Raw genomic sequence first — 23,548 nt, 5'->3', positions numbered from 1 at the left:
ATATCACTACTCTGGCGAGGAGAAGACGCTGTTGCGCCAGCGCACATCATGTAATATTGTAAGTTACATGACAGATAAGCCGCCGTTCTTTCCGCTGCGCCAATCGTCACAAAGGAGAAAATCTATGCATGCCTTTTTACTCTCTGACACGGGTGTGTGCCTGGCGATTGCGCTGGCCTCAGCCAGCATCGCGATGACCATGACGCAGACCGAACTGTTTGCCGGTTTGCGCGCCTGGACCGCACGCAAACACGCCTTGCTCGGTCATCTGTTTCACTGTTTCTATTGCCTGAGCCATTGGGTGGTGTTTGCCGCGATGCTGATTTACCACCCGACGCTGCTGAACAGCGGTTGGCCGCTGGTCGACTGGATCATGACAGCCTTCATCACGCTGACGCTGACCACGTTTGTCAGCGGTATGATGTTTAAAGTGTTTCAGGCCGCCGTCACCACGCATGTGATGAAGCATGACGCGCAGATCAAATTGCAGAAGCAGGATTAACGGCCGCGCCGGCTAGTCGCTGCAGCGCGGAAAGGTGTGCGGATCCAGCCCAAGGCTGGCCATTTTTTGCAGGTAGTCTTCGGCGATGTCCGCCACGGTAATCTGGCTAAAGCGCTGCAGCAGTAACGCTTCGGCTTCACCCAGCGCCTGGTCAAGCCGGGCGTCCACCGCATGTTCCACCAGGCAGGGCGAAGGATCGGCCGCCGGGCCAATACTGAACAGCGCCGGTGAGCCGATGGCCTGGTACACATCCAGCAGCGTGATATCGTGCAGGTCCGCACGCAGCTCCCAGCCGCCGCCGTGCCCCTTTTCCGACACCAGATATCCCTTTTCACGCAGCCCTGACATCATGCGACGCACCACCACCGGATTGGTGCCGAGCATTTTTGCCATGGCATCGGAAGTAGCGCGTTTAACGTGACGATCAAGATGAATGAGCGCGTGCAGCGAGCGGGACAGGCGGTTATCGCGTGGCATGGACGTTTCCTCTGAAATTCCCGCTACTGTAGCAAACCACGCTGGCGGCAACAATTTATCCCGGCTGAGCGTGGATGACGCCCTGACCAGACATTCGTGTTAATCATGCTGCCAATAGGAAAAGGCAAACCGCCACAGTAAAAGAAATTACGGTGAAAAGGCGATTGGGCATCGGTTAATTAATTAAATAACTGAGTGACAGAAAGGGAAAATTTATTTCCCAGAAGGAAAGACAACGCCCCAGAGCGGAATAAACCCTTCCCTTTTAAAATTAAATTTATCTTGTAGGACATGGACTACAAATAATTACTTTATTGTTCTTGATCATACGCAATATATAAAATTAAACGAGCGGCTAAAGTTTGACCTGTCATTCACTCATCAGGAAAAGGTTAACTATGGCTCAGGTCGTTGTGGTTGATGACCATCCGATCGCGCGGATGGCCGTTCGTTATTTGCTGGAACAAAATGGACATACGGTGCTGGCCGAAAGCGCCGATGGCCGGGAAGCGGTAACGCTGATTCAGCAGCAGCAGCCGGATATCGTCATCATTGATATCGACCTGCCGTCGCTGGACGGAATTGAAGTGGTTAAGTCATTGCGCGAGCAGAGTTTTCCAGGAAAAATCATTGTTATCTCCGGAAAAAATGAAAACGTGTATGCCGTGCAGAGCCTGCGCAGCGGTGCCAATGGCTTTGTCAGTAAAAAAACCGATATGCCAGAGATCGTCAGTGCTATTCAGGTGACACAACGTGGTTACGGTTATTTCCCGCTGGGCGGTTTTATGCAGCAAATGGAGCAGGATAGCACGCTGGCGGAGAAAAAAATGATTGAATCATTGTCACCACAGGAGTTTCAGGTTTTCCATCACATTATTAAGGGCCTGAATAATATGCGCATCGCGGCGCGGATGGGCGTCAGTAATAAAACCGTCAGCACTTATAAAAGCCGGTTAATGGATAAACTGCACTGCAAAACCATGAGTGATTTATTTGCTTTCGTGCACCGCAATCAAATGGAAGCCTCATAAATCGTCCGCAAAGAGTTATTGAGACACAGCCGTTTGATGTAGCGCTCACCCTCTCGCTCAGGCCGGTAACCATAACCGTGTGTTGATCGGTAAGTTGCCGTGCAGCAGTTATCATCAAATCCTTGCCAGGCTAACCGACGGTGAGCTGGCAGATACCGTATAACTGCCCAGGGAGGAATTCCGTTTCCTCTGCGGCATCTACGTTACCGCGGCGCATCCCGCTTACCGCTTCACCAGGCTGCTTTGCCAGGCGTGGAACAGGGTGAGCCAGTTTTGCACCGGCAGATGTTGCTTCTGGCCGGTGCCAAAGCCGTGACCGCCCTGCTGGAACAGATGCAGTTCCACATTGACCTTGTTCTGCCGCAGTGCGCTGAACATGCCCAGCGCGTTTTGCGGTGAGGCGGTGCCATCATTCAGCGCCTGCACCAGAAAAGTCGGCGGCGTGTGCGCGCTGACGCGATCTTCCTGCGAAAGCTGCGCCATTTGCTGCGCACTGAGATCTTTTCCGTACAGCGCCGCGCGCGTGCCCGGGTGGGTCACGCCCTGTTTCAGCGACAGCACCGGATAGATCAGCGCGCTGAAATCCGGGCGCGCCGACACCTTATCCTGCGCATCGACGGCCTGATAGTTAGCTTCATCGGGAGTGTTGCTCAGATTGGCGGCGAGAAAGGCGCCGGCGGAAAAGCCCATCACGCCAATGCGGTCAGGCGCCACCTGGTACTGCTGCGCATTGGCCCGAATCAGCCGCAGCGCTCGCTGGGTATCGGCAAAAGCCTGCTGGCGATACTGCGCTGAACCGTCGTGTGGCAGACGATAAATTAACACAAATGAAGCGTAGCCCTGCTTGCTGAGCACATTGGCCACGTCCAGCCCTTCAAGATCTTTCATAATATAAGAAAAACCCCCACCGGGAATGATTAGCACCGCCGCATGATTATTTTTTCCCGTTGCCGGAACATAAATCATTTGTGGCGCATCGACGTGGGTAACAGCCCGGTTATTAATGGCCGGGTTTTTACTAAAATTAATAAATTTATTATTTGCTGACACTTCATCTGGCCAGATCGGAATTTCCTTATTGGCAAACGCGGCCGGAAGATACAGTAAAAAAAACAGGCTAAATATCCGCAACCCTCTCATCGCACTGGCTCCAAATCCTTAATAAAAACAGTAACAAAAGTCAAACTGAGCGGATAAAATCGCTCAGTGACGCTCCGGCTCCCCGCGAGATAATGAAAAAAACATACTCATCGAAAAATGTCTGTGGAAACGGTAGCAAATAAATATGGCAAAACCTATTCAATATAATATCGGACCAGGAAAAATTAGACTTTTCTCATGTTTACGTTAACAAGGCCGTATGTTATAAGTGAATTTTAAACTATAAGAATCTGTGACCATGGGAATTTACTGGATCATAAGTCTTAGCCTGACTTTCGTCGCTATTGTCGAAATCATGTTAAGTAAAAATGAAAACACAGCGCAAATCAGGACGTGGCTTTATTTTGTTGCCGTTGTAGTACTTTTTACTTTTGGCGGTATTCGTGGCCTGGGAACCGGCCTTGATGACTTCCAGTATCGCGACTTCTATGCCCAGTTTATCGATAAAATTATTATCGAAGGTTTCTGGCGCGCGGTCGTGGAATTCCGTTATGAACCAGCCATTTACGCCATAGCCGGTGCGACACGCATCTTTACCGCTAATCCGGACATTTTCATCTTTGTCTTCGCGGTCATCGCTGTTGGTGTCAACGCGCACTACTTCCGTAAGCTGACACCGCTGCCGCTGGTGGCCCTCGCCGTCTACTCTGCGCACCTGTTTATCAACAAAGACATGAACCAGATTCGCTTCGGTTTATGTTCGGCGTTTTTAATGGGCTTCGTCTGGCACATGTCGCGGCGCAGCAAGTCTGGCATGATCACCACCTTCATCCTGTCGTTTATCAGCCACGCCACCGCGATTGTCGCGCTGCTGATTCCGCTGGCGATGATTGTGCGTAAAAACAAATATATCCCAATTGCCATCGTGGTCGCCAGCCTGCCGCTGGCGTTTCTCGGCAGTTCAGCGCTGATCGCCGCGCTCTCCAGCCACCTCGGTGCGCTGGGCGACAGGGCCATGGGCTATGCCGATGCCGATTCTCGCCAGGAACAGGGTATTCTGACCCTGTCGAACCTGAAGAATATCGGCTTCGTCTTTATCTTCAGCTACATGTTGCTGAGCGATAAAATTAAAAATTTCGACCCGGAAAAGTTTAATACCTATTACATTCTGGTGATCACTTTTGCCATCGGCAGTGGCCTGAGGATGGCGCTACAGGATTACGCTTCTGGTGGTCGTCTGGCGAACTATTTGCTGCAGGTTGAGCCGGTGCTTATTTCGCTGTGTATCTGGGAAACCAGAAAGCTGAAGAAGGTACTTGCCGTGGCTGTCACCATTCTGATGGTGCTGTACTATCTCTACTACAACACCGTATCGAGCAAGCAGTCGATTGTCGGCTATGAGGTGTCACGCACTTTCCAGCTGTTCCGTTAGGTCCAGAAATAACGCTAGCCAACTGGTTAGCGTTTTTTCATTAATAAGCCCTTTCTCATCGTCATCCAGGGAAAATCCGAATATTTTACTGGTCCTGAACATTGCTTGCTTTTTATGTGGATTAAAATTCTAATAGATTGCATCTGCTCACGCAGAACACCTGTGATAAGAATATTCCGAAGCAACCATGCAAAGTCTTTCATGGCTTTTCCTGGCACGTCGTCACTCAATGAAAGAATGCTGACATGAACGAAAAAAACAATTTTGACATCGTACGACTTTCCCTCGCCTTTATCGTAATGCTGGTGCATTCCGCTGAGGTGACGAGAAACGCCGATATCCGTTTTCTGGCGCATTTTCTCAATAGTGATTTTGCCGTCAAAGGATTTTTCGCAATAAGTGGTTTTCTTATTGCAAAAAGTTACTTAAGAAGTAAATCGCTGACGTCCTATTTTATTAAGCGCGCACAACGTATATTGCCGGCTTATATTTTCACCATCATCATGTGTTTTGTGATTGGCATGTGTCTTACTACCCTGCCGCTGATGGATTTCCTGAAAAATAAAGAAACCCTTAAATATCTGGTCGCCAACTTCTCGTTTCTTAACTTTATTCAGCCGTCGCTGCCGGGCGTGTTTACCAACAACCCCAATCAGCCGCTGGATGGTTCCCTGTGGACCATCAAAGCCGAGCTGACGCTCTACGTGCTGCTGCCCTTTATCGTGCCGTTGCTGAAACGAAGCCCGCTGAAAGTGTGGAGCGTGATTTTTATTATCTCCTGCGCCTGGTACTTCTACTTCACCGCGCTGTACAGCGGGCCGAAAGCCGATACGCTGGCCAAGCAGTTTATTGCGCTGTCGTCCTACTTCTTCTTTGGCAGCCTGCTGGCGGTGCATCAGCCAACCTTTGACCGTCTGAAAGAGATCACTATTGTGTCGCTGGTGGTGTTCCTGCTGTTCAAGAGCACGGATTATGCGTTTATCGTTGAGCCGGTGGCGTTTTCGGCGGTAGTGATTCTGTTCTGCACCAGCCTGTGTAAAGAGATTAAAATCAGCCAGTACGGCGATCTCTCTTACGGCATGTACCTCTATCACTGGCCGATTATTCAGGTGCTGCAGCATTTCGGTGTGTTCGATGCCAACGCGTTTGCTGGACTGGGGCTGACAATTGTAATGACGCTGGCGCTGGCTTACACCTCGTGGAATTTGCTGGAGAGCCGTTTCCTGAAGCGCACCCATCACGCTCAGCCGTCGATTGTGCCGCCCACCGCTGCACGCGACTAAGCGTTAATTATGCAGGCGCACGTCGCGCCTGCACCAAAGCGCCACCGCTCAAATGGTGGCGCCCATCGACAGCTGATAATGCAAATCCACCTGTTCAATGGTGGGCTGCTGGTTAATCTTCTTCAGCACAATTTCCGTTGCCACTTTGCCCATCTCGAAGCGCGGTGTAATCACACTGGCCAGCCGCGGCGTTGTCGCCTGACCAATCTCCAGTCCGTGGAATCCGGCAATCGCCAGCGCCTGCGGCACTGCAATGCCTGCCGCCTGACACTCCTGCAGCACGCCGACCGCCAGATCATCGTTGGTACAGAGAATGGCATCCATCTGCGGATAGAGCTGGCGCGCCAGCGTCATCATGCCAGTGCCAATCGACACCGAAGAGACTTTGTTCGGTACGATGCGTCCGGCCGGCAATCCGGCCGCCGCCACGGCATCGCAATAGCCGGCGTAGCGCTGCTGGTCACGGCGATCGGACATCGAGCCAAAATAAATCACCCGCTGTTTACCGCTGGCCAGCAGCATCGCGGTCATGTCGTAGCCGGCGCGGTAATTATCAAAGCCGACGTTAATGCGCCCGCGCGTCTCGCTCAGTCCCATTACTTCGGCGACCGGAATGGTGGCCGCGTTAAGATACTTTTCCGCGCGCACGGTGTGCACCGACTCGGTCAGGATCAATCCCTGCACGTTAAAAGCCAGTACCGTGGCAATCTGCTCCTCTTCGCGCTGCGGATTGTAGTCGTAGTTGACCACCAGCGTCTGATAGCCGTGGGCGCTGGTGACCGATTCGATACCGGCCAGCAGATCGGCAAAGATTTGATTATTGAATGAGGGGATGAGTACGCCGATGCGCGGCGGTGGGTGCCGCGACGCCGCGGTGTTTTCCTGTTCGGCGACGTAGCCGATTTCGGCCATGACGCTGGCGATTTTCGCCGCCGTTTCCGCCCTGACCTTTTCCGGCGTGCGCAGATAGCGGCTCACCGTCATCTTGGTGACCCCTGCGAGAGTCGCAATATCGTCCAGAGTGATGCGCTGCGTTTTCATTGCGCGGTCCGCAAAGAGAGCCTGTCAATCAACGTATTATGCCCGCTGGCGAGTCAAAAAAGAAACGCTGCTCCGCCGGTCATACCGCTCGTTCGTAGTGCTCAATCACCGCCAGCGCCAGACCGTTGGCCGGATCGATGCGCTGCGGCAGAAAGTGCAGCGCGGTATGGGCAAAGGTAAACGCCAGCGTGCCGGCCTGTGCCGCCTGCTGTACCGCCTGCACAAACGCCGGTTGCGCATTCCACGGGCCGTCAATGATGATGCTGGCCGGATTGACCAGCTGCATCACCTGGCTCAGCGCATGGCCGAGATAGCGGCCGGTCTGCGCCATCAGCTCATACACGATCTCTGGCTCGCTGTCGCCGGACTGCCAGCGTAAGCCGGGCTTACGCCGGGCCAGCTGCTGCTGGATCGCCGGCAGGCTGACCAGCGTCTCCAGACAACCCTGTCGCCCGCAGCTGCAGCGCGCGCCGTTGGGCTGCACGCTCAGATGGCCAATCTCACCGGCGGTCCAGCTGCTGCCGCTGAACACCTCGCCGCGCTCCACCAGCGCGCCGCCCACGCCGTCGGCGATGCGCAGATAGAAGTGGCTTTGCGCTTTATTGAGCTCCAGCTGCTGCACCGCCAGCAGCGCGGCCGCTTTGACGTTATTCATGATGCGCAGCGGCAGCTCAACGCCACGCCGCAGCGGCGTCAGCACATCGACATCCTGCCAGCCGAGCGGCGCAGAAAAGTGCACCCGCCCGCGCTGAGAATCAATGATGCCGGGAAAACCGATGGCGACGCCCAGCAGCGCCGGATGCGCCGCGCGCAGCGTCTGACACACTTCCGTCAGCTCGTGCAGCAGCCCGTCGGCATCGGCCGTTTCGGTGCGCCAGGTTTGCTCGGCCACCACGCGCGAAAAGTAGTCGCACACGCGCCAGTGAATTGCCTGGCGCTCCACCATGATGCCCGCGCTTTTCAGCTGACCCGCGCGCAGTTCGATCTCAATTTTGGGCCGGCCGGCCGCCGCCACGCTGACCGGGCCAAGCTCGTGAATCAGCCCCTGCGCCAGCAGGTCATCGATAATCAGGGAAACGGTGTTTTTGCTCAGGTCGAGCGCCAGCGCCAGATCCTGGCGGGAAGTGATGCGGGTGGTACGCAGCTGCGTCATCACCCGTTTGAGGTTGTTCAGTCGAAGTACCGCTGGTCCTTTCCCGGCTGCTTTCATCGCACCCTCACCTGACAAAGAGTAATAGGTGTAAGTTTAGCAGCCCGCACCGGCGGTTAATCGCCGGTAAAACCGGGTTTTTAGCGCTTCTGCCGCGTATCAGTACTCGTCGCCGCGCACGCGGCTGCGGTAACTTTCCCAGTCAAAACGCACCCACAGGCTATTACCGAGGCGCATGCGATCCATCACCCGTTCGCCAAGCAGCGTATTCATGCCGGCCGGATCGAGGTTGGAGAGCATGCCGGTCGGCCGCTTTGACGACGAACGGCGATCAACAATCTGATTGATGATCACTTTCTCGTAGCGCGATTCGCTCTGCATGCCGATCTCATCGATCACCAGCAGATCGACATGGCTGAGATCCTGCAGCAGCCGCTCTTCGGTCAGGTCGCTGCCGCCGCTGAAGGTGCCTTTCATGCTCGACATCAGATCGGCCACCGTGACAATCAGCACGCTTTTACCGCGCAGAATCAGATCGTTACCAATCGCCGCCGCCAGATGGTTTTTACCGGTACCGGGACGGCCGGAGAAGACAAAGCTGGCGATGCTGTTCTCGAACCCGGCGGCGTATTCACGCGCCAGACTGAGCGCCTTGCGCTGGCCGTCATTTTCGACGCGGTAGTTGTCGAACGAGCAGTTCATGTGCAACTCACGGATGCCGGAGCGGCCCATGATGCGCTGCATCTTCATGGCGCGGTTTTCGCGCACAATCGCTTCTGAGCGCAGCCGGCCCTGCTCCTGATTCCACGCCAGCAGCTCGGCGCCGTTTTTAAACTTTGGCTGCACATCCGCGGGCATAATTTTTTTCAGGCGACTGAAAAGATCGTTCGGCGTTTTCATTACTCACCTCGGAATCCATCGGGAATATCATAATCAGTATTGCTGATCTGAGTGATATCGCGCTTTGGCTGACCGCCGTTGGCGGCGCGGTTCATCTGCACGCTGCGCGCCAGTTTCTGCTGCCACTGTACATGGTGAAACAGCCGGCCTTCCGCCTGCCAGTAGGCGACGAAAGCCGCCAGCTCTGCGGCGGTCACCGGCTCGCTCAGCGCCACGCCCCAGATCGCCGCCTGGCGCTGGAAGTCGCTGTCCGGCTGCCAGCCCGGATACATGGCGAACTTGCCCACCGGCACGGCGATTGGCGCGGCGTCGCTGTGAAACAGGCTGTCGTCCAGCGTGACATCATTCGGCTGCTGCGCCGCTGCTTCCAGCGCCAGCAGGTGCGCGAGGCGCTGCGGCGTGATCGCGTAAAACGCCGGAACATTGTTGTGCAGCACCGCCAGCGTGCCGTTATCGGCCTGCTGCAGCGTGGTGAGGGGATCGTGGCAAAAGCCGTCCAGCCCCACCAGCGTTGAAGATAAGATTTTGACTGACATGAAGAAACCTGACGTTGACTCACCCGGTGCACCGGCGACCCGGTGCTAAGCGGTCAGTGTACCTGTTTTAGCACCGGGGATCGCCATAAAACCGCGCGGATTTAGCGCGAGGCGAAGTGCGCTTCAGCCGCCTCAATGCTGACCACGCGACGGCTGGCGCGGGCCGTTGCCAGCGCCGGGCGGGTTTGCCACAGATAGCGTAGCGATGCCACCAGACACAGGCTGTAGCCAAACAGCTCGCTGCCCTCTTCCGCCATGTTCTTCACCACGCGGTTATAGCCATCCAGCATCAGTTGCTGCCACAGCTCATGCATGCCAAACAGCCGCGAGAACACCAGCACCGCCAGCAGCCCGGCGGCCATCATTTGCCAGCTGCGATGCTGCAGCAGTGCCGCCAGGCCCGGCAGGATTTGCCGCGGCTGACGCAGCGCCATCGCCAGCGAGGCCGCGGTCGTTGCCAGCGCAAACCACAGCCATGCGCCGTGTTGCACCACGTCGAACAGAAAATCCATTTCACGAATCAGCATGCAGCTGAAGAAGCCACCGACCAGAATCAGCGCGCTGCGCTGCTGCGGTCGCTGCCAGGCGGCGAAGAAGAACAGTGCGGCAATGGCCGCCAGCATCAGCTCCTGTGTCGCTTCGGTGAAAGAGGTTTCGTGCAGTGCATCGTTCATCCAGTTGACGTCGATGTAGACCATCGCCATACAAAAGACCAGCACCAATCCACTGATGATAAAGGCCGCCAGTTCGCGGCTAATAAGAATAATGTTTTCGCGCATTGTGATACCAAATCAGAAAATAATTAGCGCGCTTATTATATTTCCGCTGGCTGGCACCACTTCTCATTTCATGCCGCTTCAGAAGCTGGCGCTGACGCCGAGGTTGTAAATGAACTGTTCGCCACTGCTGACCGCACCGGTCTGGGCGAAGGAGGCGAACGCCGCCATGTTCTGGCCGAGCGGCAGACGGGCACCGACGCTGACATCCATCCAGTTCGTTTCCCGGTTCATCTCTTCCGGCCGATCGCGTGGCGCGGCCGTGCCGTCAAAGCTGAGCTGATGGCTGTAACTCACCTGTGCCCACGGCGATATCCAGCCAAAACTGGAATCCACGCGCCAGCCCAGTGAAGCGATGTGTTCGGCGTTGTTACGATCGACCGGCGCGCAGGCGGCGCAGCTCAGGGTGGAATCATCGACGGCAAACTGCGCCACCGGACCGGTGCGCAGGCGGTCATTCATCGGCAGGTTCCAGCCTGCCGAGTAGCGGTTCACCAGCGGCGAGTTGCCGACGCTGGCCGTTTCGCTGTGCAGCGCCATGCCGCCGCCGGGCGGATTGAGCGCGGCATCAAGCAGATCGCTGTCGCGGTTTTCTGTCAACATCAAATGATTACTGGAAATTTTTTCGGCAAGTATCGCATTGTAATCCGGCGCGCTGCTCTCGCTGGCCTGATCCCAGGCGTGCGCCGGCAGGGCCGCCACCAGTAGCCACCCACCGCTAAAGGCCAGCGCAAAGAGACACTGGCCGGTCCGCTGACTGTTCTGCCACATGAAAGACTCCTGACGAGCCAGAAGGGATCGGGTTGGCCTTGAAATTGATGATGATCCTGAAGCGTTCACCCGGTTGCAGCGCGAACGTCCATGACGTTATTATCGGCACCCATTGATTAACTATTAATCGATTCTTTCAAACGTCAAGCGACTGACCGCTTTTTCCTCATGCTTAGGGAGTGATGCAATGCAGCGATGTGGCTGGGTAACACAGGATGCGCTTTATCTGGCGTACCACGACACGGAATGGGGCGTGCCGCAGACCGATAAGCGCGCCTTATTTGAGATGCTGTGTCTGGAGGGGCAACAGGCTGGCCTGTCATGGATCACCGTGCTGAAAAAGCGCGAGAACTACCGCCAGGCGTTTCATGATTTTGATCCGCAGGCGGTGGCGCTGATGGATGAGGCCGATCTGCTGCGCCTGCTGCAGAACAGCGGTTTGATCCGCCATCGCGGCAAGCTGGAAGCCATCATCAATAATGCCAAAGCGCTGCTGGCACTGGAGGCCACCGGCGAAGACTTTTCCCGCTTTATCTGGTCATTTGTCGATAACCAGCCGATTTTGCACCGTTATGCGGATTATAAACTGGCGCCCACCACCTCCGAACCGGCCATTGCGCTGTCTAAAGCGCTTAAGAAGCGTGGTTTTAAATTCGTCGGGCCTACAACCTGCCACTCTTTTTTACAGGCCTGCGGGCTGATAAACGATCATCAAACCAGCTGTTTCTGCCATCCCGATAATCTTTAAGGCAAAAGTTTACAAATTAAGACTGCGCCTCACGAATTTCCCCATCATTGAGCGGCATAATAGTGCCGTTTTGGGGCATTTTCCCCGTTTCCGTATGAGGGACTTTTTCATGAAAAAGCGTGTACTGGCGCTGGCCTTGTTAATGAGCGGCAGCGTGGCGCTGTCGGGTTGTACCACCAATCCTTATACCGGCGAATCGCAGGCCGGGAAATCGGGCATCGGCGCGGGTCTGGGCGCGGTGCTGGGCGCTGGCGTGGGCGTGCTCTCTTCGTCGAAGAAAGATCGCGGTAAAGGTGCGCTGATTGGCGCAGCGTCCGGTGCGGCACTGGGCGGCGGCGTCGGCTATTACATGGATGTGCAGGAAGCCAAACTGCGCGACAAGATGCGCGGCACCGGCGTCAGCGTAACGCGTCAGGGCGATAACATCGTGCTGAACATGCCGAACAACGTGACCTTTGACTCGAGCAGCGCCAACCTGAAACCGGCCGGCGCAAATACGCTGACCGGTGTGGCGATGGTGCTGAAAGAGTATCCGAAAACCGCCGTCAACGTGGTCGGCTTTACCGACAGCACCGGCACGCGCGCGCTGAACATGCGCCTGTCGCAGCAGCGAGCAGAAAGCGTTGCCAGCGCGCTGATCGTGCAGGGCGTGGCGAAGAACCGCCTGCGTACCCAGGGTATGGGCCCGGATAACCCGGTCGCCAGCAACAGCACCGAAGCCGGTAAAGCACAAAACCGTCGCGTCGAAATTACCCTGAGTCCGCTGGGCTAAGGCACAGGCCGGTCTGCCGCTGCAGGCCGGCTTTTGACGCGTTTTTACGCGCTTATTGACGCGCAAAGCAGCAGATAACGCGTAAACGTCGCAGCACGATAGAGCCAGCGATGACTTTATGCTAGCGTGATCAAAATTTGATCAGTGGAAAGCCATCATGTCACTCAAAGCTATCGCCTCCGCCCTTGGCCTCTCTGTGACCACCGTGAGCCGCGCGCTGAATGGGTTTGATGATGTCGCCGCTGCTACCCGCAAACGCATCGAAGAGGAAGCCGACCGGCGCGGTTATCGCCCGAATGCCGCCGCGCGTCGCCTGAAGACCGGCCGTGCCAATGCGGTCGGGCTGGTGTTTCCGGTCAGCAATGCCTCACTCAACGACAGCTACTACAGTGAAATGCTGCTGACGCTCGATCAGCGTCTCGCCCTGCACGAGATCGATCTGCTGTTGCTCCCCGACAAACCGCAGGATCAGCAGCGCAATTTGCTGCGCATGCTGCGCAGCGGCATGCTGGACGCGCTGATTGTCACCCATACCACGCCGCAGGATGTGCGATTGCAGCGCCTGCAGCAGAAGGGTTTTCGCTTTCTTACGCTGGGGCGCAGTCAGCTGCCGCAGCCTTACGCCTGGTTTGATTATGATAACCATGCCGGAACGCTACTGGCGGCGCAGCACTGCCAGCAGCAGGGCTATACGCGCATCGCTTATCTCGGTGGTAACGAGCCCAGCACCTACATTCTTGACCGCCGGCAGGGGTTTATCGACGCGCTGCCCGCCACGCCATGCGCGCAGCAGGCTGGCTGGATGGCCGCGCTGCCGCCCTCGCGCCGAGCGGGCTATCAGCAAACCCGTGCCTGGCTGGCGCACGTTATCCAGCCTGACGCCATCATCACCGACTGCAGCCCGCTCGGCGAAGGCGCAGCGATTGCCCTGCAGCAGGCCGGGCGTCTGAGCGGCGCGCAGGCAATTCCCCTGTACGTGTACGATGGTCTGCCGCACGACTCGATTATCACGCAACCGGTCAACGCGATTCTGCAATCATCACAGCAGCGGATTGGCGAACGCGTCGCCGAAATGGTGCTGCTGCTGCTGGAAGGCGCGCCGCCCGCGCAGTTACAGACGCTGTGGCAGCCAATGCTGCGCCTCACTTCTGACGCACAGTGATTGCGCGGGTGCCGCGCTGTGATAGTCTTCGCCTGATGCAATTAATCAGGTGTATGTGATGAAAACCAGGCCGCCACGAGCCACAATCAGTGACGTTGCCCGCACGGCAAAAACCGGTAAAACCAGCGTTTCCCGCTATCTGAATGGCGAAGTACATCTGCTTTCGCCGGATCTGAAAGCCCGTATCGAACAGGCGATTGCCGACCTCAACTACCGCCCCAGCCAGATGGCGCGCGGACTCAAACGCGGCCGCACCCGGCTGATAGGCCTGATCATTGCCGATATCACCAATCCCTACTCGGTGGATGTGCTGAGCGGCATTGAAGCCGCCTGCCGCGCGCGCGGCTTCACGCTGCTGATGTGTAACACCAACAACGAAGTGGATCTCGAACAGCACTACCTGCAGCTGCTCAGCAGCTATCAGGTGGAAGGCATCGTGGTCAACGCGGTTGGGATGCACGAAGAGGTGCTCAACCGTCTGCAGCAGTCGATGCTGCCGATGGTGCTGATTGACCGCAAAATTCCCGACTTCGCCTGCGACGTGGTCGGGCTCAACAACCCGGAGGCCGCCCGCATCGCCACCCGGCATCTGCTGGATAATGGCTACGAAGCGCTGCTGTTTCTCAGTGAGCCGCTCGGCAGCGTCAACACCCGCCGCGAACGTCTCGCCGCCTTCTTTGACACCATCAGCAGCGCGCCACAGGTGGTGGCAGAGAATGCCGAAGTGGTGTTGCATCAGCCGGCGCAGCTGGAACAGGTGCTGCAGGCGTTTCATCAGCGCCATCCGGGCAAACGCTGCGCGGTGATGGCGGCCAACGGTGCGCTGACGCTACAGGTGGCGCGGGCGTTACAGCGCCTGACGCTGCGCTGGGGCGAGAGCATTGGCCTGCTGGGCTTCGACGAACTGGAGTGGGCGGCGCTGGCTGGCGTCGGTATCACCACGCTGAAGCAGCCCACCTGGCAGATCGGCTATGCCGCGCTGGAGCAGGTGATCGCGCGTATCGAAGGCAGCGAACAGCCGATTCGCGAGCAGGTTTTCTCCGGCGAACTGATTGTGCGCGGCTCCAGCCAGCCGCTGCGCTAATCCCGCTTTTCACGGCTCACTTCGTGAGCAGGATCATAATTCCGCACTCTGCTACTTTCCTTTGGAACCGGTTCCATTAAGCTTTTTACAGCACATTAACGTGCTGTCCGACGCATAACGGTGCGGCGGGCAGCACAGCGAGACAGGCTGGAGGAAAGATGTCGAAAGCGGAAATTATTGTGGTCACGGCCGCCTACGGCGCGCGCAAGGTGGCAGAACTGGGCGGCCAGGCAGCGCTGCTGCCGCTGATTAAAGCGGCCGGTGCCGATGGCGTCGAGATCCGCCGCGAGCTGTTCAGCGACGACGAATTGTGCCAGCTGCATACGCTCGGCGACGCGCTGCGTCTGCATCAGCTCAGCGTCAGCTATTCAGTGCCGGAAGCGCTGTGGCAGGCGGATGGTGCGCTCAATCCGCGTCTGGCGCAGTTTCTGCAGGAAGCTGAGCTGCTGGGCGCTCAGCGCCTCAAGCTGGCATTGGGTCACTATGTCTCGCTGGCCGATCGCCAGCTGGTTGAGGTGCTGGCCGGCTCGCGCGTCACGCTGGTCATCGAAAACGATCAGACGCCGGACAGTAAGCTGACGCCGATGCTGCACTTCTTCCATCACGCCTGCGATGCCGCGCTGCCGCTGGATATGACTTTCGACATGGGCAACTGGCGCTGGACCGGCGAAGACGCCCTGCAGGCAGCGGCGCAGCTCAGTCGCTACGTGAGCTACATTCATGTTAAGGCGGCGGTGCCGCACGGTGACAGCTTCCGCGCCATTGCGCTGGATGACGCCGACGACAGCTGGCGCACGCTGTTGCAGGCGCTGCCGGCCGATGCACCGCGCGGTATTGAGTTCCCATTAGCCGGCGCAGATTTACTGGCGGTGACCCGCCACTACGTCGATCTGCTGCGCGCGGTGTAAGGAGTTGAGCATGACACACACCTCTCAGCTGGATGTCGTCACCATTGGTGAAGCGATGGCGATGTTTATCGCCGGGCAAACCGGCGATCTCGCCGCAGCCGATCAGTTCACGAAGCGCATTGCCGGTGCCGAACTTAATGTGGCGATTGGTCTGGCGCGCCTCGGTTTGCAGGTTGGCTGGGTCAGCCGCGTCGGCGACGACAGCTTCGGCCGTTTTACCCTGCAGCAGCTGGCGAAAGAGCACGTTGACCACCGCTGCGTGACCATTGATAACCGCTATCGCACCGGTTTTCAGCTTAAAGCGCGCGTGGACGACGGCTCCGATCCGGAAGTGGAGTATTTCCGTAAAGGCTCCGCCGCCAGCCACCTGTCACCGGATGATTTCGACGAAAGCTATTTCGGCAGCGCGCGCCATCTGCATCTGAGCGGCGTGGCCGCCGCGCTTTCCGATAGTTCGCTGGCGCTGGCTAAACATGCGGCGAAAGAGATGCGCGCCCGCGGCAAAACCATCTCCTTTGATCCTAATCTGCGTCCGGTGCTGTGGCGCAGTGAAGAAGAGATGCGTAAGCAGCTGAATTTGCTGGCAGAATACGCCGACTGGGTGCTGCCAGGTGAAAAAGAGGGGCTGATTCTGACCGGCTACCGTCAGCCTGAAGCGATCGCGGATTTCTACCTCGATAAAGGCGTGCGGGCGGTGGTGATCAAAACCGGCAGCGACGGTGCCTGGTATAAAACCGCCGCGGGCGAGCAGGGCCAGATTGCGCCGATCCACGTGGAGAATGTGGTGGATACCGTCGGCGCGGGCGATGGCTTTGCAGTCGGGCTGATCAGCGCGCTGCTGGAAGGGAAATCGCTGCCGCAGGCGATTCTGCGCGGTAACAAAATTGGTTCGCTGGCGATTCAGGTTGCCGGCGACAGCGAAGGTCTGCCGACGCGCGCAGCGCTAGGCGATTATTAAACAAACGCACGGACCCGTAGCGGCGCAATTTATTGCGCACATGCAGGACGCAACGTCAACAACGCGCGATGAATCGCGCCGCTACGATGCCGTGCCAATACGCTAAAACTGTCTCTACACCCTAATTTCGAGACGCATCCACAGAATGCGCCCGCCTCAACCAGAGGAGTCACCCATGAAATCGCAGACAATCGCGCCAAAACGCTGGTGGTATATCATGCCCATCGTGTTTATCACCTACAGTCTGGCGTATCTGGACCGGGCGAACTTTAGCTTCGCCTCTGCCGCAGGGATAAATGAGGATCTCGGTATCACCAAAGGCATGTCATCGCTGCTCGGTGCCCTGTTCTTCCTTGGCTACTTCTTCTTTCAGATCCCCGGCGCGGTCTATGCCGAGCGCCGCAGCGTAAAAAAACTGATTTTCTGGTGTCTGATTCTGTGGGGCGGCTGCGCCTCGCTGACCGGTATCGTCAGCAATATTCCGATGCTGGCCGCCATCCGCTTTGTCCTCGGCGTGGTGGAAGCGGCGGTGATGCCGGCGATGCTGATCTACATCAGCAACTGGTTTACCAAATCTGAGCGCTCACGCGCCAATACCTTCCTGATCCTCGGCAACCCGGTGACGGTGCTGTGGATGTCGGTGGTGTCCGGCTACCTGATTAACTCCTTTGGCTGGCGCGAGATGTTCATCATCGAGGGCTTCCCGGCGGTGATCTGGGCGATTGCCTGGTGGTTTATGGTGCAGGATAAACCGGCCCAGGCCAAATGGATGAGCGACGAAGAGAAAGCGGCGCTGCAGGCGCAGCTGCAGAAGGAGCAGGAGAACATTAAAGCGGTGCGCAACTACAGCGAAGCCTTCCGCAACCGCAACGTTATCCTGCTGTGCCTGCAATATTTTGCCTGGAGCATCGGCGTGTACGGTTTCGTGCTGTGGCTGCCGTCGATTCTGCGTAACGGCACGCAGATGGGCATGGTCGAAGCGGGCTGGCTGTCGGCGGTACCGTATCTGGTGGCGACCATCGCCATGCTGGTGGTGTCGTGGGCGTCGGACAAGACGCAAAACCGTAAGCTGTTTGTCTGGCCGCTGCTGCTGATTGGCGCACTGGCGTTCCTCGGCTCGTGGATGGTGGGCTCCAGTAACTTCTGGCTGTCGTATGCGCTGCTGGTGATTGCCGGCGGGGCCATGTACGCCCCGTATGGCCCGTTCTTCGCCATCATTCCGGAGATGCTGCCGCGCAATGTTTCCGGCGGTGCCATGGCGCTGATTAACAGTATGGGCGCACTGGGTTCCTTCATCGGTTCATGGATCGTAGGCTATCTTAATGGGGCGACCGGCAGTCCTGCCGCCTCCTATGTCTTTATGGGTGCTGCGCTACTGGCGTCGGTGTGGCTGACGCTGATTGTTAAACCGGCGGCCAACAAAACGCCGCCGCCGATTCACGGGGCGAAGCACGCCTGAAAGCGTAAGCGATGACTTTTCCGGGCGACTCAGGTCGCCCGTCACACGTTCTACAGGGAGCAAATAATGAAACCTGCTGTGATTCTGTATAAGAGCCTGCCCGATGACCTGCGTGCCAAGCTGGATCAGCACTTCAGCGTCACGGAAGTGAAAGATGTCTCGCCGGAGACGGTGAAACAACATGCGGCGCAGTTCGCCGCAGCGCAGGGTCTGCTGGGCTCCGGCGGCAAAGTGAATGATGAGCTGCTGGCCAGCATGCCGGCACTGCGTGCCTGTTCTACCGTCTCCGTCGGCTATGACAACTTTGACGTTGATGCGCTCAACCAGCGCAACGTTCTGCTGATGCACACGCCCACCGTACTGACCGAAACCGTGGCCGATACCATGATGGCGCTGGTGCTGAGCACCGCGCGTCGCGTCACCGAGCTGGATAAGTGGGTCAAAGCCGGTGAGTGGAAAAAGAGTATCGACGCTGAGCACTTCGGTATCGACGTACACCACAAGACGCTGGGCATTCTCGGCATGGGCCGCATTGGTCTGGCACTGGCGCAGCGCGCGCACTTTGGCTTCGGCATGAACATTCTGTACAACGCCCGCCGCCAGCATGAAGAGGCGGAAACCCGCTTTGGCGCACGCGCCTGCGATCTGGAAACGCTGCTGAAAGAGAGCGATTTTGTCTGCATCAGCCTGCCGCTGACCGAGCAGACGCACCATATGATCGGTGCGGAACAGCTGAAACTGATGAAGCCGAGCGCGATTCTGATCAACGCCGGACGCGGTCCGGTGGTCGATGAGCAGGCGCTGACCGCCGCACTGAAAGACGGCACTATTCACGCCGCCGGGCTGGATGTGTTTGAAGTCGAGCCGGTGCCGGCCGATGCGGAAATCCTCACGCTGCCGAACGTGGTCGCGCTGCCGCACATCGGCTCCGCCACGCATGAAACGCGCTACGGCATGGCGCGCGATGCGGTCGACAACCTGATCGCCGCACTGAGCGGTAAAGTGGAGAAAAACTGCGTTAACCCGCAGGTCCAGGCTTGATCCCACGGCTTTAGCCATTGCGCCTGCCGGTTGCGGGCGCTATGGTGGTCTTCCCCCTGATAACAATGTTTTTACCTCCTATGGCTTTTTCTCAGTTCGGCGACAAATTTACGCAACATTCCGGCATCTCTCGTCTGATGGAAGATATGGGCGAAGGGCTGCGCACGCCTGGCACGATCATGCTGGGCGGCGGTAATCCGGCGCAGATTCCGGCCATCAATGATTATTTCAGTCAGCTGCTGCTGCAGATGCATCAGGACGGCAAGCTGAACGAAGCGCTGTGCAACTACGACGGCCCGCGCGGCAAAGCGCTGCTGCTGGAGGCGCTGGCTACGCTACTGCGCGAGGAACTCGGCTGGCCGGTGACGCCACAAAATATCGCGCTCACCAACGGCAGCCAGAGCGCGTTCTTTTACCTGTTTAATCTGTTTGCCGGCCGCCGCGCCGACGGCAGCAAAAAGCGCGTGCTGTTCCCGCTGGCACCGGAATACCTCGGCTATGCCGATGCCGGGCTGGAGGAGGATCTGTTCATCTCCGCCAAACCCAACATTGAACTGCTGCCGGAAGGCCAGTTCAAATACCACGTCGATTTCGACCATCTGCCGCTGAATGATGAGATTGGCCTGATTTGCGTGTCGCGTCCGACCAATCCAACCGGCAACGTCATCACCGACCACGAACTGCTGCAGCTGGATGCGCTGGCACAGCAGCACGGCGTCCCGCTGCTAATCGATAACGCCTACGGCGTGCCGTTCCCCGGCATCATCTTCAGTGAGGCACGTCCGCTGTGGAACCCCAACACCATTCTGTGCATGAGCCTGTCGAAGCTGGGCCTGCCGGGCGCACGTTGCGGGATTATCGTTGCCGATGAGAGCACGATCGGTGCCATTGGTAACATGAATGGCATTATCAGCCTGGCACCAGGCAGCATCGGTCCGGCGATTGCTACTGAGATGATTGTGCGTGGCGATCTGCTGCGCCTGTCGCAGGAAGTGATTAAACCGTTCTATCAGGCCAAGGTTAGCGAAACTATCGCCATTATTCGCCGCTATATCAGCGAAGATCGCTGCCTGATCCACAAACCGGAAGGTGCTATCTTCCTGTGGCTGTGGTTCCGCGACCTGCCGATCAGCACCGAAGCGCTGTATCAGCGCCTGAAAGCGCGCGGCGTGCTGATGGTGCCGGGCCACTTCTTCTTCCCGGGGCTGGAACAGGCCTGGCCGCACACCCATCAGTGCATGCGCATGAATTACGTACCGGACAGCGACAAGATTGAGCGTGCGGTACAGATTCTGGCGGAAGAGCTGGATAACGCCTGGAACGCTTAATCCGCGCTTAACGACAGCTGGCACCACTGCGCCAGCTGCTGAATCGCCTGTTCGACTTCGGCATTCCAGCCAAAACCGGCGTTGAGCCGGAAGCAGTGATCGTAGCGGTGATCGGTGGCGAAGATGTGTCCAGGCGCGATGCCGATGCCCGCGTTGCGCGCCTTGAGAAACAGCGCGCGCACGTTCAGCGCCTGTTGCGGCATCTCCACCCACAGCACGTAACCGCCCTCCGGATCCGACACACGCGTGCCCGCCGGGAAGTAGCGCAGCACCGCCTGGCGCATATGGTGAATCTGATTTTTCAGCTCGCGCCGCAGCTTGCGCAGGTGCGCATCGTAACCGCCACTGCGCAGCAGTTCGGCAATCGCCGCCTGCGACAGCACCGACGTGCCCATGCTGGTGGTGTACTTCAGCGAGGCGATTTTGCGCATGTACTTGGTGCTGTGCACCCAGCCAATACGGATGCCGGGTGCCACGGTTTTGGAAAAGCCGCTGCACAGGATGGCATTGGGGCTGAAGGCGCGCATCGGAAACGGCCGGCGCTCGCCGAAAGCCGTATCGCCAAAGATATCGTCCTCAATGATCACCACATCATTCTCATCGGCCTGGCGCGCGATATACGCCTTGTGCTCGTTGGGGATGCTTTTGCCCAGCGGATTATTAATGTTGTTGATGGTGAGATAGGCCTGCACCGCTTTACGCCGGAACAGCCCGGTGAGTTTCGCGACGTTAACGTAACCCTCCGGCCCGGCTTCCACTTCAATGACGCGCAGGTTGAGATTGTGCAACATCTGTAGCAGCACAAAGTAGCACGGCGACTCCACCGCCACGATATCGCCCGGCCGCGTGGTGGCGCGCAGCGCCAGCGAAATCGCTTCAATGCAGCCGTTAGTGACCAGGATGTCATCGGCGCTGATATTGCAGCCATAATCCACCGCGCGCCGGGCAATTTCCGCCTTGAGCGGCGCATAGCCGGTGCCTTTCACCGTATTACCGAGCAGCGCCGGTTTGCTGTAACCCATCTGCCGCATCAGCAGGCCAATTTTTTTCACCGGATAGAGCGAGATGTCGCCGTTGGCCAGATCGAGCCGCACGCGGCAGTCCGATCCCAGCATCGCCAGGTGCAGTTCGGTTTGCTCATCCAGCGGCGCCACTTCGCGCGGCTGCTCGCTGAATACCGCCGGCACTTTTTTCTCTGTGGGACGCGGTGCGACAAAAAAGCCGGACTTCGGCCGCGCCACCGCGTAGTGCTCATCCTCCAGCGTGCGTAATGTTTTCAGCGCAGTGGTCATGCTGACGCGATACTGCGTCGCCAGCGTGCGCACCGACGGCAAACGGCTGTCGGGCGGCAGCGATCCGCTGTGAATGGCCTGTTTTATCTGCTCAGCGATCTGACGGTAACGACTGCTCTGACTCTCCTGTTCCTGCGTTTCACCCGCCATCTGTTCCACCCCATATCGTGCTGATCTGTGCGTATTCATCAGATTACATTCAAAGTACTTTAGGCTGCATCTGTTAATTCAGCTTCACGCAGCACCTTCGTGGCCCGTTTTCCAGCCCGTTGTCGCCCGCACGGCAGCGGCGATTTTATTAGCCAAAGGATGAAGTGAAAAATGAATAATCTGTCCGCGATGATGAGTGAAATTGAAGAATACCTGACGCCCGCGATTCTCGATTCCGCCCAGCACTGTGCTCAGCGACTGCTCGCCGCCCTGCCCGATCCCGACCATCCCGAACGTAACCGCGTACTGCTGGCCTATGGCGGCGGCAAAGACAGCAGCTATATGGTGGCCTACGTACGTTACATTCAGGGGTTAATCTGGCAACAGCGCAACAGCACGTTTCAGCTGCGCATCAGCACTAACCGCCATGCCGCCATGAACGATAGCGTGATGGAAAACATCGATCGCGTCTATCGTGCGCTGCGTATCCATGACGACGCGTTCACCGAGTGCCTGGTGACCGACGGGCTGCAGATTCGTCTCTTCGATCGCCATTTGCCGATGCCGCAGAGCGTGCGCCAGCAGAACCGCGACGATGTGCTGATGAATGGTCACCGCTTCCGTGCCGACGCGCGCTCCACCTTCTGCAACGCCTGCAACCTGAGCATGGTGAATTCGTTTGGCCTGGCGGCGCATTACGATGGCGGCGTCGATGTGATCATCACCGGCGATTCGCCGCAGGAACAGACCGCTTACCTTGCGTGGGCGCGCCACCTGTCAAAACTGTTTGATGCGCCGATGGCCGATAAGTCGCGCGGCTTTAGCGGCTTTCTGCACACGCTGGACGGCGTGGCGGCGCGTTACTTCGCCGACATTTACGGCGCTGACCAGGTCACGCCGGCACATCGCATTACCTGGCAGCTGGCGCGCGACCCGCTGTTCTTCAACATCTATCAGGACACCGCTTATGAGGCTGGCGCGCACTGGGCGCTGCTGACCGAATTCATGCATTTCCGCTTCGATGAGCTGATGTTCAGCTTCTCCGAGTCGGACTGCGGCAATCCGACATTAATGGCACATATTCGCGGTCTGCGTGCGGAGACGCTGTTGCAGCGCAGCTACGCCGAAGGCATTCGCGAATATGTGCGCTTTGCGCTCGGCCTGATGGTGCAGAAGGACTTTCCGCCGCAGCTGATCGATGAGATGGCCGCGCGCTATCAGGACGATGCCGCGATTGCCCGCGCACGCCAGCGCGCCGCGCAGTTCGCACTCGACGCTTTCGGCCTCAGTGAAACCCAGCTGGTATGCATGATCTATTCACCGTTTATCGCCGCCGGCCAGCAGCTGAAAGCCTGGCTGCTGCAGCTGCCGGCCGCGCCGGAAGAAGCCGCAGTGCGCGCCTTGCTGAGTGGAGAGAGCGAGGATGTGGCGCTGGCGCAGCAGCTCACGCAGCTGTCGGGCCTCAGCGTGGCGCAGATGCGGCACTGCTGGCGCAGCGCGGCGGTGAGTTCGCTGCTGGACGGCGCACGCGGCGATGCGCTGTCGCGCGTGTTGCGTTTCGACCCGCACAAAGCGGTGATTCAGGTTAACAACGGTGCGTTACAGGACATCGTTACTGAAGTGATTTCCGGGCGTTAACCCGGTAA

24 protein-coding genes are annotated in these 23,548 nt (G+C 57.8%); 14 read left to right on the top strand and 10 right to left on the bottom strand.

The genetic code is table 11. The annotated features are described in order from the left end of the window. Window positions 1-124 precede the first annotated feature (124 nt). Window positions 125-502: a hypothetical protein gene (locus AC6I79_RS00380; RefSeq protein ID WP_021506874.1), complete on the top strand. Its 378-nt coding sequence runs from the start codon at window positions 125-127 to the stop codon at window positions 500-502. A gap of 12 nt (window positions 503-514) precedes the next feature. On the opposite strand, the gene AC6I79_RS00375 is transcribed toward AC6I79_RS00380, so the two are convergent. Further along, window positions 515-979, bottom strand: a complete 465-nt coding sequence (locus tag AC6I79_RS00375) for an RrF2 family transcriptional regulator (protein WP_498027499.1) — start codon at window positions 977-979, stop codon at window positions 515-517. A 398-nt stretch (window positions 980-1,377) separates the two neighbouring features. Here AC6I79_RS00375 and AC6I79_RS00370 point away from each other — a divergent pair, with 398 nt between their 5' ends. After that, complete coding sequence (locus AC6I79_RS00370; RefSeq protein WP_058781884.1) at window positions 1,378-2,010, top strand: response regulator; 633 nt, start codon at window positions 1,378-1,380, stop codon at window positions 2,008-2,010. 222 nt (window positions 2,011-2,232) lie between these two features. Here AC6I79_RS00370 and AC6I79_RS00365 read toward each other — a convergent pair whose 3' ends face one another. Further along, window positions 2,233-2,976 (bottom strand): alpha/beta hydrolase, encoded by a 744-nt coding sequence (locus AC6I79_RS00365; protein ID WP_369597188.1) that lies wholly within the window; start codon window positions 2,974-2,976, stop codon window positions 2,233-2,235. 490 nt (window positions 2,977-3,466) lie between these two features. Here AC6I79_RS00365 and AC6I79_RS00360 point away from each other — a divergent pair, with 490 nt between their 5' ends. Beyond that, window positions 3,467-4,543 (top strand): EpsG family protein, encoded by a 1,077-nt coding sequence (locus AC6I79_RS00360; protein WP_223815726.1) that lies wholly within the window; start codon window positions 3,467-3,469, stop codon window positions 4,541-4,543. A gap of 26 nt (window positions 4,544-4,569) precedes the next feature. Here AC6I79_RS00360 and AC6I79_RS00355 read toward each other — a convergent pair whose 3' ends face one another. Beyond that, window positions 4,570-4,899: a hypothetical protein gene (locus AC6I79_RS00355; RefSeq protein WP_498027748.1), complete on the bottom strand. Its 330-nt coding sequence runs from the start codon at window positions 4,897-4,899 to the stop codon at window positions 4,570-4,572. Here AC6I79_RS00355 and AC6I79_RS00350 point away from each other — a divergent pair. Further along, window positions 4,789-5,826, top strand: coding sequence for an acyltransferase family protein (locus AC6I79_RS00350; protein WP_058758174.1), 1,038 nt, complete (start codon window positions 4,789-4,791; stop codon window positions 5,824-5,826). The genes AC6I79_RS00355 and AC6I79_RS00350 overlap by 111 nt on opposite strands. 48 nt (window positions 5,827-5,874) lie before the next feature. On the opposite strand, the gene AC6I79_RS00345 is transcribed toward AC6I79_RS00350, so the two are convergent. The 6 genes from AC6I79_RS00345 to AC6I79_RS00320 all read right to left on the bottom strand — a co-directional run bounded on the left by AC6I79_RS00345 (window position 5,875) and on the right by AC6I79_RS00320 (window position 11,000). Then, window positions 5,875-6,867, bottom strand: coding sequence for a LacI family DNA-binding transcriptional regulator (locus tag AC6I79_RS00345; protein WP_058775602.1), 993 nt, complete (start codon window positions 6,865-6,867; stop codon window positions 5,875-5,877). A 79-nt stretch (window positions 6,868-6,946) separates the two neighbouring features. Further along, window positions 6,947-8,077, bottom strand: coding sequence for an ROK family protein (locus AC6I79_RS00340; RefSeq protein WP_021506882.1), 1,131 nt, complete (start codon window positions 8,075-8,077; stop codon window positions 6,947-6,949). Window positions 8,078-8,176: 99 nt separating this feature from the next. Next, the gene (gene dnaC, locus AC6I79_RS00335; protein WP_021506883.1) at window positions 8,177-8,917 is read right to left on the bottom strand and encodes a replicative helicase loader DnaC; all 741 of its coding nucleotides are present in this window, start codon (window positions 8,915-8,917) and stop codon (window positions 8,177-8,179) included. Next, window positions 8,917-9,453, bottom strand: a complete 537-nt coding sequence (gene dnaT, locus AC6I79_RS00330) for a primosomal protein DnaT (RefSeq protein ID WP_021506884.1) — start codon at window positions 9,451-9,453, stop codon at window positions 8,917-8,919. Before dnaT ends, dnaC begins: the two co-directional genes overlap by 1 nt. Before the next feature lie 101 nt (window positions 9,454-9,554). Beyond that, entirely contained in the window at window positions 9,555-10,232 is a 678-nt protein-coding gene (locus tag AC6I79_RS00325) for a hypothetical protein (RefSeq protein ID WP_498027498.1), read from the bottom strand. 78 nt (window positions 10,233-10,310) lie between these two features. Next, window positions 10,311-11,000, bottom strand: a complete 690-nt coding sequence (locus AC6I79_RS00320) for an autotransporter (protein WP_498027497.1) — start codon at window positions 10,998-11,000, stop codon at window positions 10,311-10,313. 187 nt (window positions 11,001-11,187) lie between these two features. Between AC6I79_RS00320 and AC6I79_RS00315 the strand changes: the two genes are divergently transcribed. From AC6I79_RS00315 to AC6I79_RS00275, 9 genes are all read left to right on the top strand, one after another. Continuing rightward, on the top strand, window positions 11,188-11,748 hold the full coding sequence (locus tag AC6I79_RS00315) for a DNA-3-methyladenine glycosylase I (RefSeq protein WP_058781878.1): 561 nt from the start codon (window positions 11,188-11,190) through the stop codon (window positions 11,746-11,748). Between the two features lie 109 nt (window positions 11,749-11,857). Further along, window positions 11,858-12,520, top strand: a complete 663-nt coding sequence (locus AC6I79_RS00310; protein WP_498027496.1) for an OmpA family lipoprotein — start codon at window positions 11,858-11,860, stop codon at window positions 12,518-12,520. 157 nt (window positions 12,521-12,677) lie between these two features. Continuing rightward, entirely contained in the window at window positions 12,678-13,682 is a 1,005-nt protein-coding gene (locus tag AC6I79_RS00305) for a LacI family DNA-binding transcriptional regulator (protein WP_262264847.1), read from the top strand. Between the two features lie 58 nt (window positions 13,683-13,740). Then, window positions 13,741-14,766 carry a LacI family DNA-binding transcriptional regulator gene (locus tag AC6I79_RS00300; protein ID WP_058770743.1) on the top strand — a complete coding sequence of 342 codons (1,026 nt, stop codon included), beginning with the start codon at window positions 13,741-13,743 and terminating at the stop codon, window positions 14,764-14,766. A 158-nt stretch (window positions 14,767-14,924) separates the two neighbouring features. After that, entirely contained in the window at window positions 14,925-15,674 is a 750-nt protein-coding gene (locus AC6I79_RS00295; protein ID WP_498027495.1) for a sugar phosphate isomerase/epimerase family protein, read from the top strand. A gap of 10 nt (window positions 15,675-15,684) precedes the next feature. Further along, window positions 15,685-16,632: a sugar kinase gene (locus AC6I79_RS00290; RefSeq protein ID WP_058758183.1), complete on the top strand. Its 948-nt coding sequence runs from the start codon at window positions 15,685-15,687 to the stop codon at window positions 16,630-16,632. 175 nt (window positions 16,633-16,807) lie between these two features. After that, window positions 16,808-18,091: an MFS transporter gene (locus tag AC6I79_RS00285; protein WP_021506893.1), complete on the top strand. Its 1,284-nt coding sequence runs from the start codon at window positions 16,808-16,810 to the stop codon at window positions 18,089-18,091. Window positions 18,092-18,157: 66 nt separating this feature from the next. Next, on the top strand, window positions 18,158-19,132 hold the full coding sequence (gene ghrB, locus AC6I79_RS00280) for a glyoxylate/hydroxypyruvate reductase GhrB (protein WP_058758185.1): 975 nt from the start codon (window positions 18,158-18,160) through the stop codon (window positions 19,130-19,132). Between the two features lie 80 nt (window positions 19,133-19,212). Next, window positions 19,213-20,460 carry a valine--pyruvate transaminase gene (locus AC6I79_RS00275; protein ID WP_159377261.1) on the top strand — a complete coding sequence of 416 codons (1,248 nt, stop codon included), beginning with the start codon at window positions 19,213-19,215 and terminating at the stop codon, window positions 20,458-20,460. Here the strand turns inward: AC6I79_RS00275 and AC6I79_RS00270 are convergent. After that, window positions 20,457-21,902, bottom strand: a complete 1,446-nt coding sequence (locus AC6I79_RS00270) for an aminotransferase-like domain-containing protein (RefSeq protein WP_058775612.1) — start codon at window positions 21,900-21,902, stop codon at window positions 20,457-20,459. The genes AC6I79_RS00275 and AC6I79_RS00270 overlap by 4 nt on opposite strands. Window positions 21,903-22,073: 171 nt before the next feature. On the opposite strand from AC6I79_RS00270, the gene AC6I79_RS00265 reads away from it, so the two are divergent. Further along, complete coding sequence (locus AC6I79_RS00265; RefSeq protein WP_058775613.1) at window positions 22,074-23,540, top strand: hypothetical protein; 1,467 nt, start codon at window positions 22,074-22,076, stop codon at window positions 23,538-23,540. Window positions 23,541-23,548: the final 8 nt, after the last annotated feature.

Source organism: gamma proteobacterium symbiont of Scutellera amethystina (assembly GCF_059730845.1).
The sequence above is the reverse complement of the archived record's forward strand: the minus strand, read 5'-3'. Positions and strand labels throughout refer to the sequence as shown.

Coding starts and splice junctions, on each gene's coding strand:
- AC6I79_RS00380 (WP_021506874.1), top strand. CDS start 125: ATGCATGCCTTTTTACTCTCTGACACGGGTGTGTGCCTGGCGATTGCG.
- AC6I79_RS00375 (WP_498027499.1), bottom strand. CDS start 979: ATGCCACGCGATAACCGCCTGTCCCGCTCGCTGCACGCGCTCATTCAT.
- AC6I79_RS00370 (WP_058781884.1), top strand. CDS start 1,378: ATGGCTCAGGTCGTTGTGGTTGATGACCATCCGATCGCGCGGATGGCC.
- AC6I79_RS00365 (WP_369597188.1), bottom strand. CDS start 2,976: ATGATTTATGTTCCGGCAACGGGAAAAAATAATCATGCGGCGGTGCTA.
- AC6I79_RS00360 (WP_223815726.1), top strand. CDS start 3,467: ATGTTAAGTAAAAATGAAAACACAGCGCAAATCAGGACGTGGCTTTAT.
- AC6I79_RS00350 (WP_058758174.1), top strand. CDS start 4,789: ATGAACGAAAAAAACAATTTTGACATCGTACGACTTTCCCTCGCCTTT.
- AC6I79_RS00355 (WP_498027748.1), bottom strand. CDS start 4,899: ATGCGCCAGAAAACGGATATCGGCGTTTCTCGTCACCTCAGCGGAATG.
- AC6I79_RS00345 (WP_058775602.1), bottom strand. CDS start 6,867: ATGAAAACGCAGCGCATCACTCTGGACGATATTGCGACTCTCGCAGGG.
- AC6I79_RS00340 (WP_021506882.1), bottom strand. CDS start 8,077: ATGAAAGCAGCCGGGAAAGGACCAGCGGTACTTCGACTGAACAACCTC.
- dnaC (WP_021506883.1), bottom strand. CDS start 8,917: ATGAAAACGCCGAACGATCTTTTCAGTCGCCTGAAAAAAATTATGCCC.
- dnaT (WP_021506884.1), bottom strand. CDS start 9,453: ATGTCAGTCAAAATCTTATCTTCAACGCTGGTGGGGCTGGACGGCTTT.
- AC6I79_RS00325 (WP_498027498.1), bottom strand. CDS start 10,232: ATGCGCGAAAACATTATTCTTATTAGCCGCGAACTGGCGGCCTTTATC.
- AC6I79_RS00320 (WP_498027497.1), bottom strand. CDS start 11,000: ATGTGGCAGAACAGTCAGCGGACCGGCCAGTGTCTCTTTGCGCTGGCC.
- AC6I79_RS00315 (WP_058781878.1), top strand. CDS start 11,188: ATGCAGCGATGTGGCTGGGTAACACAGGATGCGCTTTATCTGGCGTAC.
- AC6I79_RS00310 (WP_498027496.1), top strand. CDS start 11,858: ATGAAAAAGCGTGTACTGGCGCTGGCCTTGTTAATGAGCGGCAGCGTG.
- AC6I79_RS00305 (WP_262264847.1), top strand. CDS start 12,678: ATGTCACTCAAAGCTATCGCCTCCGCCCTTGGCCTCTCTGTGACCACC.
- AC6I79_RS00300 (WP_058770743.1), top strand. CDS start 13,741: ATGAAAACCAGGCCGCCACGAGCCACAATCAGTGACGTTGCCCGCACG.
- AC6I79_RS00295 (WP_498027495.1), top strand. CDS start 14,925: ATGTCGAAAGCGGAAATTATTGTGGTCACGGCCGCCTACGGCGCGCGC.
- AC6I79_RS00290 (WP_058758183.1), top strand. CDS start 15,685: ATGACACACACCTCTCAGCTGGATGTCGTCACCATTGGTGAAGCGATG.
- AC6I79_RS00285 (WP_021506893.1), top strand. CDS start 16,808: ATGAAATCGCAGACAATCGCGCCAAAACGCTGGTGGTATATCATGCCC.
- ghrB (WP_058758185.1), top strand. CDS start 18,158: ATGAAACCTGCTGTGATTCTGTATAAGAGCCTGCCCGATGACCTGCGT.
- AC6I79_RS00275 (WP_159377261.1), top strand. CDS start 19,213: ATGGCTTTTTCTCAGTTCGGCGACAAATTTACGCAACATTCCGGCATC.
- AC6I79_RS00270 (WP_058775612.1), bottom strand. CDS start 21,902: ATGGCGGGTGAAACGCAGGAACAGGAGAGTCAGAGCAGTCGTTACCGT.
- AC6I79_RS00265 (WP_058775613.1), top strand. CDS start 22,074: ATGAATAATCTGTCCGCGATGATGAGTGAAATTGAAGAATACCTGACG.